The organism is Amedibacillus sp. YH-ame6 (assembly GCF_053848845.1).
Genome location: NZ_JBSPEZ010000016.1, coordinates 44,642 through 58,624, shown reverse-complemented (window position 1 = coordinate 58,624; position 13,983 = coordinate 44,642). Strand labels below are relative to the sequence as shown.

Sequence of the window (13,983 nt, the reverse complement as noted above, 5' to 3'; positions counted from 1 at the left end):
ACATAAAAAGAAATAGCACATGAATTGAATCGAATGTGCTATTTCTTTTCTTATTTTTGAACGCTTCCTTTTTTATTCTTCATCGCCAGAACAAAACCTGCAGCGGTTGTAATCGCCAACAATACACTAACACCGATAAAAATATTTCTCATTAAATTGGCACTATCCAAATCTTTTGCCATATCTTCATAAGTTGCTTTACTTACAGGTGCTGCACCAGAGTATAGTTGTAAAGTATTTTGTGTTTTTTCATATTGGTAATATACTTTTTTACCATTGCCATCCATTACATAGATTAACGCGTAGTTCTTTAATGTTTTATCATTAAATTCCCATCCCATAAGTTCAACAGTATCTACTTTGACTTTTTTATAAGTTAGACCTTCTTGTTTCTGTAAATCTTCTTCTACATCAATAATAAATACATTTTGTCCTAAGATTGCGGTTGGTTTGAAAACAGTAGATACCGCTTTTTTAGCTGTATCATATACATAGAAATTCTTTTCTCCTGTTTTTTCATCAACTAAGTAAACAATTGTAGTGTTCATTGCTTTGTTTGTCCAAGCCGTAACATCTTTTCCATTCATTTTGATAGTAGTCTTTTCAAATCCGTCAGGGGCAGTAACTGCATCTGTATTTCTTACAACGCCTAGTTTTAACTTATTGTAGTTCATATAGATCAAAGGTTTTTCATCTACTGTAGCTATAATCATATAAGATTTTGTACTACCATTTTCTGCAGTTACAGTAACCGTGATTTTATTCTCTCCAGGTTTCACTTTAACATCTCCAGTACCAGAAACAGTTGCTTTGGAATCAGCTGCTTTTGCGTCCACTTTGAAACTTGTTACAGTGGCAGCTAAAGATACGCTATATTCTGTAACATCCGCACTGAAATCTGGGCTAAGTTTATCCTCAGAAATTGTTAACGCAGATAAATTCGCATTTTTAGAACGTGTATCTTCTTTTTCTTCAGTTGGAGTATTCGTAGTATTTCCACCACCACTAGTATTACCGCCACCACTTGTATTGCCACCATTAGAAGGTGCTACGATAGAAACACTGTTACCACCAAGATATGTTCCAGCAGGAACTTCTGTCATGGAGGATGTATTTGTTAAATCTCCAGCCGTAAATGAAATAGATGCGTTTCCCGATGATCCAGCAGTTGCAGTTGCACTTACACTACCTCCACGATCACACCAGTTTCCAGCACTTTGAAGTGTTGCGTTGCTTGCTGAAGCTACTACACTGCCCTCATATACTCCACATGAGAAGCTTGCTGAAAAGCCACCTCCTGGCGCTACAGAAGCGGCATCGATGATAGTTACTCCTTGTGTTCCTACTAATAATGAAACAGATGCTACAAAAGCTAAAATTTTATTCCCTGTCTTTTTCATTTTATATTTCCCTTTCTATTGTGCAATATTCGAGATATTTAATATCGCATTTTTAACCAATGCATAATCTAATGAGGATATTTTACCATCTCGATTAACATCAGATGCTGTATTATATATCCCTTGGATAGATTTTATCTTTAAAATATGGTTTTTTATAGATGCATAATCCAGAGAGGATATTTTTCCATCTCCATTTACATCTCCTCGTACCAAAATATCATATGTTTGAGTTTCTTCATCCTCTTTGATAGTGAGTTTCATCCCTGTTCCTACCTTTCCAGAGGTAATTGTTTGTCCAGATCCGTTCTTTATAGACACAAAAGCCCCTGCACTATTCGCATTTATTTTGGAAGCGATCGTTGAAATGTCTGTACCTACTGTAAATCCACTTACTGTGTCTCCAGAAGTAAGTAATCCTAAACTTGATAAAACCCTACTGCCTGAATTACATATAGAAACCTTTGATGCTAATATATACCCGTAATCCCTTGAATAATCATATTCTCCATTTGCCACAACTTCGGTTCTCGCACTATTAAGAGGAGTATCAGATTGGATTTTGTAATATTGAGCTCCATCTGCTCCAGTTTCCTTCCCTAGTATAATCATTGGAAAGTTTGCTAATGCTTGATTCCTATTTGTTCCTGTTGAATATAAAGCTTTCTTACTTGATGAAGTAGAATTATACACGTAAGCATGTTCATTTGTTACACCTATCGTATATTTATTATAATCATTTTTATTTGTGTACTCATTTATTTCATAACTGAAATATGCTTTCTTTTCCCCAGTATACGGGTCTGAAGCATACTTCGAACTTACTCCCGCATATTTATTTCCTAGATGAGGCCCTCGATAACGATAATCTGCAGGATTTAAATATCCTGAAGAAATATATGAGAATGCATGTGCTTTTATACAATCTTCTAACGTTGCATAGTGCGTTGCTAAATTTGGATTACTATCAACAGCATTATGACCAAACAAATTGTTACGGTCAAGGGAATAATCACTTGTTCCCCAACCACTCTCATTTATTGCTGTTCCGTACATCAAAGATGCATTCACTCCATATTTGTTTTGCGCGTTGATGAATGCTTGTCCTTGGTTCCTCATCGCTGAGGTAAGTCCTGAACCTTTTTTACTAATAAAATAATTATTCAAATCCGCTGCTGTAAAATTTGAAATAGATCGATGCGATAAGTATTCGTAATAATTGTAATATGGAAGTCTAGCATTTATCGCATTTGTTGTAACACCACTACGATAATCATCAATCATTTTAGTATAACTCGTGTAAAAATAATTTCCGTCATAGCTATAGTACTTTGTATTCGCATTTAGATAAGAAGGTTGATAACCAATCCAGTTTGATGCGGAAGCTGCCATATTATCATAATAATAAACATGCATCAATCGCCCATTTGTTACAATATAATGACTCGTCGGTGTGGAACTCGTATATTCTACCAAGCTAACATTTGCTGCAGGAACATCCAATACTGTATTAGCAACTTTGACTCTCACTGTACCATTTGCATTTGTTGATAAATATGCAGCATCTGATGCGGAACCTCCTGCAAATATATCCTGTAATCCTGTCACAAGGTTGTTATAGTAAAATGTTCCTTTCAAATGAGCAACACTATATGTCCCAGCACGGGTATTATACGCATCACGAACACTATAATCTCCTACACTACGTGCTTTCTTTTTTGTATCTACATCTTTTTGTGCTTCCTCTTTTGTATCATATTCACCCACTACATCTTCTTTTGTACCGATTTCTCTAACGACCTCATAGTAATCTGGTTCATAAGTTTCAAATGGAGATTCATGAAACGTAATACTACCATCTTCTTCGATTACTGCGAACGTCGTATCTATTTCTTCATTTGATATTTCTTCTTCATTTTTTTTATCTTTTATCGCTTGTTCTTGGGCATGAAGATTGCCTTGATAAAGGAAACACAGGAACATGCCGATAACTACCAACAATGATATTTTGACTTTTTTCAAATTTGTATCTCCTTAACTTATTGTTTTATTGGGCTTATATTTAAAATATGATTTTTTATAAATGCATAATCTAAAGATGATATTCGACCATCACGATTCACGTCTCCAGCTTTTTTTGCTGCCCCACTTAACGAACTCACTCTTAGAATTTCATTTTTTACATATGCATAATCAAGTGAGGATATTTTACCGTCTCCGTTCGTATCACCGTTAACTACCATCATGAATTTAAAGCTTTCTTGTCCTTTACTTACATTCACTAATTGACCAGTCGCAATTTTACTATCCAAAGAAACAGATTTAGCTGATTTTGTTACGGAAATTTCTACGCCATTGTCTGCTGCTTTCAATTTATCTACAAGGCTTTGCAAGGATGTATTCAAATCCAATCCTGAAACAAATCCACTTTCAAATTTGGTTCCGCTGTTTGTTATCATAGCTTGAAAATTTTCTGGAATTGAGGTATTTACACTATTTTCCAATACCAATCGCTCATACTCTTGTTTCACCAAATTTAAAAATGCACTCCATCCCATGGTACCTTTTGTTCCTTCAATAATATTGCGAGCGCAATTTTTGCCTGACCAATCCTTGTGCATTCTTACAGCATCAGACGGGAGTCCATTTTCATATAGTAATTGTGCTGTTAAATATGCTGCATTTTTCTCAGCTTTTGCATAATTCCCGTCTGAATTCTCACAAATTTCAATCCCTATCGTTGCTGCATTTCCCATCATTTGTCCATCACCTGCATGATAGCCAACTTCATTCATAGGCATGCTTTGATATATTTCATTATTATCGACTGTATAATGCCATGATATCCATGTTCTACCATCGTTAATTTGTAAATTCGCATGAGCTGCCGCATTAGCACCGTATCCTGTACTAGCGGTATTATGTATCGTTACATATTGTGGTTTCATCACAATCCCTGTTCGCTTATCTTCTCTAATTGGCATAATTCTTTGTTTAATAGAAACCCCGTTTACTGAGTTTACACTTAAAGAAGATGGAGAATCAACGAAAGTTCCTTGATTACTACTATAGTAATAATTGCCATCATCACCATACTGTGGAGATACCCAAGCAGTACTACCATCTTGCTTTACTAATTCTAAAAATTCTAACGCTTCTTTTTTCACTTGATAAGTACCCGCTGGCAATGTTTTTCCAGTTTTAAACTTATTGTTTGCGATAGGGGCTTTGAATTCTGTACAATTACGTTTCAGTGTAAATGTGCCACTTACATTCGCGTATTCTCTGACTGTTAAATTAGTTGTCTTTTTTACTAAATTACCATTCACATTGAAATACTGAGTTGTTGGTAAACCATTGTAGGCTTCCCACTCCACTTTTATGGCGGAAGCATAACGAACTTCTCCAGTATCATTCCCACAAATAATAAAATTTCCTTGTCGGTTATAATTGCCATACATTTCACGCGCTCTTGGATTGTAATCAGGCAACCAAGCCTCATATCCACTTGTATCATAATCTGGTACTAGTTCTTGATCTTCTTCTCCACTTTCTGTATATCCATTACTTGTATCATTATCTTCTGCATGTATCAAATACGAACCTGTACTTAATGTAGCAAATAAAGAAAATGCTGTTACCATAACGAGTAATTTTTTTATTCTCATTTAATTCTCCCCTTTCATATCCCTATAATTATACATCAAAAGGCATTATCATAAAAGTATCATAACAGTAAAAGGTAATAATTAACAAATTTATGCATAAAATTGGTCTATATTTACAATGACTACTGAAAAACCAAAAAAAACAAACCATCATTGACAGTTTGTTTATTACACTAAATGGCGCTGTTTACCAAATACTTGGCAAACTTACTATGGTCTTATCTATCGCAACACACGACAACTTATCGACATGTATATCATAAATCATTCTAGTACATATTGCAATAGTTTTTTGCGAAAACAATATTGTTTTTACTTCATGATGGTTTTGAATTCTATTTTTAACACCATTTTCAAATGTAGATCCACAATCACTTTTGAAACATTCGATTGTATAAATTTTCTCTTGATCATATCATTTTGAATATTGAATTCTTTTTGTGCATCAATATTTGTACTACTTAGTTGTGCCTGCAACACATTTTTTTCTTCTTGAAGTTTTGATAAACTATAAGCGTAAGCTTTTACATCAATTAAGTCAGCCACATATCTTTTATAGATAGTATCAACCTTCTTATTCAATGAATTGATTCTTTTGTTCAAATTCTTTTGTAATTGATCAACGCTTATAGTATTAGAATGAAAAAAGATATCATCTAATGTTTGATGTAAAAGATTTGTTTGATTTATTCTTTTGTAGCAAGAGGGACATTCATAATAATAATATTTTTTTGTTTTCTTCTTTGTTAGCTTTTGAACAGCTAAACCTCCACATGAGCAATGAACTAGATTTGCATAATAATACTTATCTGTATCCCATCTTAATGTTCTTTTTGCTAAACCTTTTTTAATTTCCTGTTGTTTTTCATCCGTCATGATTGCAGGAACAATATCATCATATAGTTTCTCATGATACATAAACTTCCCTGTGTTGTAACTTCTAAGTAGCCACGTTTTTATAGTATTCGGCTGTTTCGATATTTTATATTCATCGTATAATACTCTACACAAATCGTTTAAAGTATAACCTTGAATAATCATATCTCCTAAGAAATTTATAATAGCACTGCTTTTAGAATCGACTTGTAAATATTTATCTTCATCTTTCTTCCATCCAAAAGGACAACCTGGTAATGGAAATTTGCCTTGTGCTGCCATACTATCGAGTCCATCTAATGTGCGTTCTACATCCACCTCCCTTTCCCATTGCGCAATCACAGCTAATATACCAACAATCATTCGTCCATTTGCGCTTTGAATATCTAAGTGATCCATAACTGCTACAAGATTACAATTATGCTCAATTAAAAATGATATGATTTTATAAACATCTGAAACACTCCTTGCTAATCTATCTAATTTGTAGATTACAATTACATTGATTTTTCCTTCTTCTACATCCTTTAACATTTTCATTAGATCTTTTCGTTTCATGTCTTTAGCACTAACACCATCATCAATATAAATCTGCGCATCCTTAGGATCAGTGTCAAACATTAGTTTGATATAAGATTCATCTTTCTCTTTTTGTGCACCCAGCCCATAACCCAGTAACGCTCTTTCTCTAGAGCTTACTCGCAAATAAATCGCAATTTTCATTTCTTCTATATTCATATAGCCTCCCATAATAGGACAGCTCTTTAATGAAAGAAAAAAGAGACAATTCCTTTCATCAAAGGAACCGTCTCTTCGTTTTCTTTGTACACATTTTGTCGATAAGTATACTTTGTGTTGTAAGATATACCTATGTGTACATAACTAATATATCATATTAACTGGCTTTTACAAGAGCAAAAATAAAGAAAAATAAATTCTTTTTTCTAATCTCTTAAAAACGATATTGTTTTTTATCTTAGCATACTTCTTTTACCCTTTCTACAGCAATTTCATAAAACTTTTCATTTATTTCAAAACCTATAAACTGCCTATCATTTTTTACTGCAGCAACTCCTGTAGTTCCAGAACCTAGAAAGCAATCTAGTACAACATCTCCTGGTGAGCTTGAATTCTTTAATAGCATTTCAATAATCCATAACGGCTTTATAGTTGGATGCTCATACTTCCTTTTATCAGCAATATTCGTTGGAGTGATCCAGTACGTTTTAGCAGTCTCATACTTCGTATGTAGCTTGACCCCTTTACGAAAATATAAACAATATTCTTTATCATGCAGATAGTCATTACCACATGTTGGAATTGGATTAGTTTTTATCCATGTCAATATTTCAAAAGTGCATTGTTTATCTCTCACAAAATATTCGAGATAAGGTATGATTTGTTTCTTATTGCACCAAATATAAATATTAGGTTTCTTCATAACTCTCATGAATTCATCTAAAATGCTTAAATCTATTCCCTCTGTAACTCCAATATCTTGTAACTCATTAGTTAGCTTTCTCAAATTTCTCGAAACTGAATCTTTACCTGATCCTCCTTTAGAAATCAAATATGGTGGATCAGTGATAATCAAATCTATGGAATGTGAAGGCAGTGTCTTAATCAAATCATATGCATTGCCTAATAATATTTCATTTGCTTTGGCTATCCCTCCTATCTATTCTTAATGGTGGCCTCCATCATTAAGAATATTATAGGATAAAAATAATTTAAATGTAGTCTTGAATTTTTTTATATCATTTATTCAGATAATTGAGAAAGTTTGATTTTAATCCATGTTAAATCATTTTTCATACGCTCAATATCTGATTCCTTTTGCCACTTCATATTTACAAGAATTAAAAATATCATATAAAAAACAAATATACCAATTGCAAACACCAAAAGACTTGTTAATATAGAAATTAATCCCTTAGCTGTTACACCTCTCCAATCTATTTTGAAATTACCAAATACAAAAGCAACGATCGGAAAAAACACAAATGTTAAAAATTTACCAGTATACGACAAGATTTTCTCGCGCATCTTATTCATATCAATTAATTTTTTATCTATTATTGAAATCACATGATCATAGATTCCAGGAGTATCTACTCCAATATATTCAAATGATTTTTGTAAATATTGCATGTTCTCGATATATTTAATCAACAGATTATCTACGTTTTTTCTTCTAGTATATCTGTCATAAAGATACATCACAGTTAACATTATTGTCATAAATACGACAGAAATAAAATAGAGAACTTGAGCCAAGAATTTATCTCCACAAAACAACATTGTAATGGTCAATATAAGGTAAAGTAGCAAAGATATCACTAATCCTACCATAATTACTATTTCCATTTTATTTTTAGTAGATTCGATGTGCTCGCCATTTGCTATGTCTTCGCTTGCCGAACCCATAGATTCTTCACTATTCGGTTGAGATTCACTACTTGATAAATCATCAACAATTTCTATATTATTTATATTTTCATTGATAGGATTAGTTTCTTTCTTGATCCTGTTCTTCAAGTAAAACCATAATAAATATTTTTCATTCATACGTTCGTCTCCTTTTAGAATTATATCACGATTAAAATCTATTTTTTTAAAGATAACTTTGAATCATAAGCATTATGAAATTTTGCTTGCAATGAAGGGCAGACTAGCAATAGCTACGTCTACTCCCTTATCTGCGATAAATTTTAAAATCTCTTTTATGATTTCCCAAGATTTGTTTTTATCACCTTTACTTCTAGAATCTTCTAATGATACAATACGCTTCTTTAATTCTTCCTTCTCTTTTGTCGATAACTCATCCTCTGATAAATTATTTAGTTTTTCAATCGTCTGTTCCAAATTTACTGTTAAATTTGCTTTTAATATTGATGACTGAATAGGATTTGATTCTGCATACGCTGATACTTGAGGTTGCTTTAATTTAGCTAATTCTAATTCATAATCTCTTTTTTCTTTTGCATCTTCCATATTATAATAATAATTCGTAAGTTTTTGTTTAAGTAATTCGATATCCTTTATATAGTCTACGTTTTTTTCATCAAACGCAAGAGGACTATAAGCAGATAACATATTTCTAATCTCTTTTATTTCATTTTCAAAAATACCTATTATTTCATCTTGAAGCAGCTCAGCTTCTTTTATATTATTCGATTTAATCACCATATTACACTTATCAATGTAACCATGAACATACTCCAATTTACCCATAATATTGTTCTCCCTTATACTTTAAACACATTAAGTTATATTTCCAAAGTCATTAGAACATACTGGTTTAAATTAAAACAAATTAAAACGCTCTGTCTCTAATCACTCAAATTATATCAAATTGCCACTTCGATAAAAAGTTAATTTTATTTAATGTAGCAAAAACTTATCCAAATATAAAAATAAATCTATATTTTCGCCCATCATCTTGATAATTACTCTTTTGCATATGAACTATATGTAACCATACACTTCCCTTATATACTATTTGCATTCACTCAAAAACTGTGTATAATATAGTTGTAAGTCATATCAACACAACAAAGTGAAGATATAGACATGTGGTGCTAAGTAATCGCCCTAAACCTGGATAAGTTTAGAAGGGCGATTACTTTTTTATTGACTTAATAGTTTCTCTAATTGCTATTACAATCAAAAAAGCTATGTATAAGTTAATATCCATAGTAGCCACCTCCGATACTTAACCGAAAGGGTTTAATTACATAGTTCCGTACAGACCATGCCTATATCTTCTAAATAATTATATCATATCACATGTATATCTCTTACTTTTATTTTACATATATTCAATGCATACCGCCTAAGATGTACTAATTAGGTTGTCATAGCAAAATAAAATAAATTCTTCTGATTTCCCTACTACCTCTACGATTAGATTTACATATTCATGGCTCAAATCTAAATCGTAAAAGGATCCCCATTTATTCGTATATGCGTAAAAAGGAATAACATTCAACATACCGTTACTCAAAACGATATGTGCATAAACACTTGTTTCGCCATCATACTGTAGGCAATAGCAATCATGACCTTGTACTTCAGCCCCTACAATGCAAATCTCCTTTCTATTACCAGAAGTAAATCTAGAGTAACGTTCGACATCTTTTATCTCAAAATATTCGAAGCATACATTACTAATCATATCTGATTTTCCCTTTCTTTATCATTCTTCTTTTCTCTGGAAAGCGTCCCTAACAATCTATATTTTTCTTCACTACCAGGTACCTCATATATCCAACCTTCACCATGAGTACACACATCCTTATATCGACATACCAAAATTTCGACTTTATCTACATTAGTACCTAATTCGATTTTGGATTTTAATGTTTTGAATTGGCTATCCGTTTGCGCAACAAATAATACTCTGTATGCTACAATTGGAAGCTTGAGTTCCTGCAGATATTTGTTAGCTTGGATCACATTATGATATGCGCATATTTTCGCATCTATCCTTTGCCATCGAGCATAACTTCTTTCCAACTCCACAAAAATAGCAATCAGTCCTTGGTTACCTGCAGAGTGTTTAAATAGAATCATAGCATCAGGTTGGTTCTCTTGATCAGATAAAGTAGCCTCCCTTTCATTTAAAATTTGATCAACCTCAAATCTTCCTTGTTTTCGATGATAAGCTAATTTTATAGAATCGCAAACCGTCGCTACTTGGACTTGATGGTATATACGATAAGGCGCTGCTTTCGTTAGCATAGCAACGTAATTGGGGACATCATACCCTAAGAACCTCATATAGTTCAAACCCTCCCTATCCAAGCAAAAAGCACTATATCCATCTTTTCCAGAGAGTGTAAAACCACGTGGCTCAAACATTTTTTCTTCATGCAAATAACGGTGCTTTACTAACTGCTTTATTCTTCTCTTTGCCGTATCAGGTTTACAGTTAGTTTTATAAAATTTGTATATGTAATTCATATCGATAAAACCATGTCTACCAATAGCTTTAAGTAGTTGTATATCATCTGTATCGAAAACTGGCTTATTCAAATTTCCCATTTATACTTTATCACTCCCTTCTTCTTTAATTAGTTAATAAATAGTATTTAATATAAGTATAGACAATAAGATTATTCCTTTATATTAGTAGTATTATATAGATAGTTATATAGGGATATGTATTATGAAATGCTAGAGGCTTCATATGGTGAGATATAGTTTTAATAGAGATAGATTTGTGAAAGGTACTAGGTACCTTGTCGAGAAAGTATTTTTTATAGTGGGTCTTGGAAAATCCTTTATTTATCGCTTATTTTGAAATTTTGCTATGCCATTACCTATGCCATATCTGTCATAGTGTTTGGCATAGCAGTTGTCATAGGAATGTCCTATTCATGTCATATTTGACATCTACTTCTTAAGTGTACCAATGACTGGTACACTTTTATACAATTAGGGGTAAAAAAGCAAGTATCAAAAACAGTAAATAAAGCATTGTGATCAGACTGTTAACCTGATAATAAATGCTACCACTGAAAAGAGTCGGTTTGTCTTGTTGATCCTCTTTAAGATCGAAGTTTGGTTTCTTGAAATATTTAAAGCTTATCAATAATAATAACGCAACAATTACAGTCACAACTAACTTATGATCATATGTAATCCAAACATATGTAGTAAACGTATTTAGTTCATTTTTAACAGTAATCAAATATCTGCTTTGTGTTAAATAAACCAAAAAGTTCAGCCATGTATATAGGCCCAAAATGCCACCAAATAAATAAAATGGTTTCCTGTATTTCTTTGGAATGAACTTCCAAGTTATTTGTCTTAATAGATACCTCAGTTGATTGAAATTCAGTCTTCGTCTTCCCATTTAATTACAACTCCTTTCTCTACACTTAATAAGCTATCACCTTCATCAAGCAACTCTTTTTCCAATTGCTCTGACGCCTGATTATTCAAATACTTATGAAATACAATTGCCTCAGCTTCCGCCTTAGTCATCATACTGTTCCTCATGACTTCTTTTGCGAACTCTCGGTTTTTATTTGTATTATATTCCATAGCTTGTTTGTCATCATGGTTAACTACCTTTCCGTTTGTATACCTATATGGTGGCTTTACCTTCATTAAGACGCTCTTCTTTTGACTGTCTATATCTGTAGTAGATAGATAACCAACGAGATCAGGAAGCGTTTTAAAATCTTGCAAATCGATTTCCGATAAAATAAAACTCTTTACGTTTCGACATGCTCGATCTTCATTTTGCCGAAAAGATATTATTGTATTTATGTTACCAATAATTTTTTCTAAATAGTCCTGGTTATATTGCTCCATTTGTTGTGTCATTAGGTTGATAGACAGACCTTGTTTACGAGTTTCGGCAGCTATCTTAGTAGCAATAGGTAATTGAACTTTATGATCCTCATCTATGATCAACATATGAAGAAGAGATGAATCAGGTCGTCTTAGGGCTGTCCTGTAAGACTGTAACGCATAATATCCAACAATCGTTTTTACGTTAAAGCTATTCAACCCCTTGATATTCATAAGTACAATATAACCTTCATCCATCCATTTTCTTAAATTTTTTAACATATCGTATTCGTCACTCATACCAAACATCAATTTCTTTGTTTTACTATTACCAAAAGGATCTATTCGATTGAGGATTGGAGCAGTTACTTGTGCATTGAACTTTCCCTTCAAAAATGAGATCTCTTTTTGCGCATACATATTACCTTTCAAATTGTATACCAATTCCTCTCTAAAACTCTCATCTAGAAATATCCTCTCTATATCAAAAATGGAATGATTATTTTTATCCATCATCAAAGCATTTACAGCAGAATTCATCATTCTTTCAACTTGAATGGCATTCATATCAGCAAACAAACTATTTAAAAATTCTAATAGTTCGTTTGCTTCTACATTTTTGTTCAATAACGACATGGGAAAAATATAGTCCTTATCATTGAAATCTACATAAATTACTTTTTTCAATAAGATATCTGTATCATATCCATCGCTTTTAAGCTTCAATATCTTATCCAAGACACCTAACACTGTGCTTTCTGCAGGATCGAAAAGAGTGAATCCTGGGACATCCTTCTCACCATTCAATTTTCTAACTAGAATATCTTCAATCATCCCCTCGATAGCTGATGATTTTCCTGATCCTGTCGTCCCAGTGATTAACATGTGTGTTCTGAGTGCTTTCTCTGAAATTTTGATTTTTCTTTCATTTTGCATAGGATGATACAGCATTCCTGCAGATATCCCTTGACTAAATTCATTTCCAGTTAAGGTAGTTTGTCCTGGTCTCAAATAATGAATTCTCTTTAAAAAAGATATATCCTTACGATATAACGTAGGGATTTGAAAAATATTTGCTAATTCACTACCTGAGAATTTGCATACCTTCCAAGAGTCTTTATAGTCTACAAACATCAATTTCTCACCTGATGTCAAATTACATATTTTATGAGCAAGATTTTTCACTTTACTTCTATCGTACATCGTTTTTCCATAAACACGAACCAATGCTTCTAATTCAACATCCGATGCAGAAGACATTCGATACCGAAAGCCTTCTGCAGTAGATGATGCTCTAACAACTTTGAAGTCGATTGTAACTCGTGTATACGGCTCCATGGATCCTATTATATTTAGAAAAATAGTTTCATTGCTATATGTAGCAATGGTCTTTCTTTTCCCATCTTCTTTAGTGAGTTCTGTAGTATGAAGTGTATCAATAACATCATACTTTTCTAAATGACTCACCGCTTCAAATACATCAGCCTCTGCTCCACACCAAACTCTTAGAGTTGATAAAACCACTTCTGCTTGCGTATCATCAACTTCAAAATATATTCCAACCTGATCATTTTTATCACAATCAATAATAAAGCTATATTCAAATATATTACTGAGTAAAGCTTTAAAGAATCCTTTCTTCCTCGTTGCAGTCGCAAATGATTTGAACAGCATTAAAGTATTTTCATATGAGAATTGATAATTTTTTTTAGGCAATATTTGATATAACATACTTT

Annotated in this window: 10 protein-coding genes; all 10 read right to left on the bottom strand. The window is 32.6% G+C overall.

Features of this window, described 5'->3' with window-relative positions; genetic code table 11:
- Positions 1 to 50 precede the first annotated feature (50 nt).
- Complete coding sequence (locus tag ACWG0P_RS11010; protein ID WP_455801768.1) at positions 51 to 1,400, bottom strand: cadherin-like beta sandwich domain-containing protein; 1,350 nt, start codon at positions 1,398 to 1,400, stop codon at positions 51 to 53.
- 15 nt (positions 1,401 to 1,415) lie between these two features.
- Entirely contained in the window at positions 1,416 to 3,422 is a 2,007-nt protein-coding gene (locus ACWG0P_RS11005) for a dockerin type I domain-containing protein (protein ID WP_455801767.1), read from the bottom strand.
- Between the two features lie 17 nt (positions 3,423 to 3,439).
- Complete coding sequence (locus ACWG0P_RS11000) at positions 3,440 to 5,068, bottom strand: N-acetylmuramoyl-L-alanine amidase (RefSeq protein WP_455801766.1); 1,629 nt, start codon at positions 5,066 to 5,068, stop codon at positions 3,440 to 3,442.
- Between the two features lie 312 nt (positions 5,069 to 5,380).
- Positions 5,381 to 6,682, bottom strand: coding sequence for a recombinase family protein (locus ACWG0P_RS10995; RefSeq protein ID WP_455801765.1), 1,302 nt, complete (start codon positions 6,680 to 6,682; stop codon positions 5,381 to 5,383).
- A gap of 238 nt (positions 6,683 to 6,920) precedes the next feature.
- Entirely contained in the window at positions 6,921 to 7,538 is a 618-nt protein-coding gene (locus ACWG0P_RS10990) for a DNA-methyltransferase (RefSeq protein ID WP_455801782.1), read from the bottom strand.
- A gap of 167 nt (positions 7,539 to 7,705) precedes the next feature.
- Entirely contained in the window at positions 7,706 to 8,512 is an 807-nt protein-coding gene (locus tag ACWG0P_RS10985; RefSeq protein ID WP_455801764.1) for a hypothetical protein, read from the bottom strand.
- Between the two features lie 72 nt (positions 8,513 to 8,584).
- Positions 8,585 to 9,178, bottom strand: coding sequence for a hypothetical protein (locus tag ACWG0P_RS10980; RefSeq protein ID WP_455801763.1), 594 nt, complete (start codon positions 9,176 to 9,178; stop codon positions 8,585 to 8,587).
- Between the two features lie 601 nt (positions 9,179 to 9,779).
- Complete coding sequence (locus tag ACWG0P_RS10975) at positions 9,780 to 10,121, bottom strand: hypothetical protein (RefSeq protein WP_455801762.1); 342 nt, start codon at positions 10,119 to 10,121, stop codon at positions 9,780 to 9,782.
- Positions 10,118 to 10,990, bottom strand: a complete 873-nt coding sequence (locus tag ACWG0P_RS10970) for a hypothetical protein (protein ID WP_455801761.1) — start codon at positions 10,988 to 10,990, stop codon at positions 10,118 to 10,120. The genes ACWG0P_RS10975 and ACWG0P_RS10970 overlap by 4 nt, the downstream gene beginning before the upstream one ends.
- Positions 10,991 to 11,785: 795 nt before the next feature.
- Entirely contained in the window at positions 11,786 to 13,978 is a 2,193-nt protein-coding gene (locus ACWG0P_RS10965) for a helicase HerA domain-containing protein (RefSeq protein WP_455801760.1), read from the bottom strand.
- Between the last annotated feature and the right edge of the window lie 5 nt (positions 13,979 to 13,983).

What these genes read in the sequence shown, in the direction of transcription:
- ACWG0P_RS11010 (WP_455801768.1), bottom strand. Translation starts at nt 1,400, where the DNA reads ATGAAAAAGACAGGGAATAAAATTTTAGCTTTTGTAGCATCTGTTTCA.
- ACWG0P_RS11000 (WP_455801766.1), bottom strand. Translation starts at nt 5,068, where the DNA reads ATGAGAATAAAAAAATTACTCGTTATGGTAACAGCATTTTCTTTATTT.
- ACWG0P_RS10995 (WP_455801765.1), bottom strand. Translation starts at nt 6,682, where the DNA reads ATGAATATAGAAGAAATGAAAATTGCGATTTATTTGCGAGTAAGCTCT.
- ACWG0P_RS10985 (WP_455801764.1), bottom strand. Translation starts at nt 8,512, where the DNA reads ATGAATGAAAAATATTTATTATGGTTTTACTTGAAGAACAGGATCAAG.
- ACWG0P_RS10980 (WP_455801763.1), bottom strand. Translation starts at nt 9,178, where the DNA reads ATGGGTAAATTGGAGTATGTTCATGGTTACATTGATAAGTGTAATATG.
- ACWG0P_RS10975 (WP_455801762.1), bottom strand. Translation starts at nt 10,121, where the DNA reads ATGATTAGTAATGTATGCTTCGAATATTTTGAGATAAAAGATGTCGAA.
- ACWG0P_RS10970 (WP_455801761.1), bottom strand. Translation starts at nt 10,990, where the DNA reads ATGGGAAATTTGAATAAGCCAGTTTTCGATACAGATGATATACAACTA.
- ACWG0P_RS10965 (WP_455801760.1), bottom strand. Translation starts at nt 13,978, where the DNA reads ATGTTATATCAAATATTGCCTAAAAAAAATTATCAATTCTCATATGAA.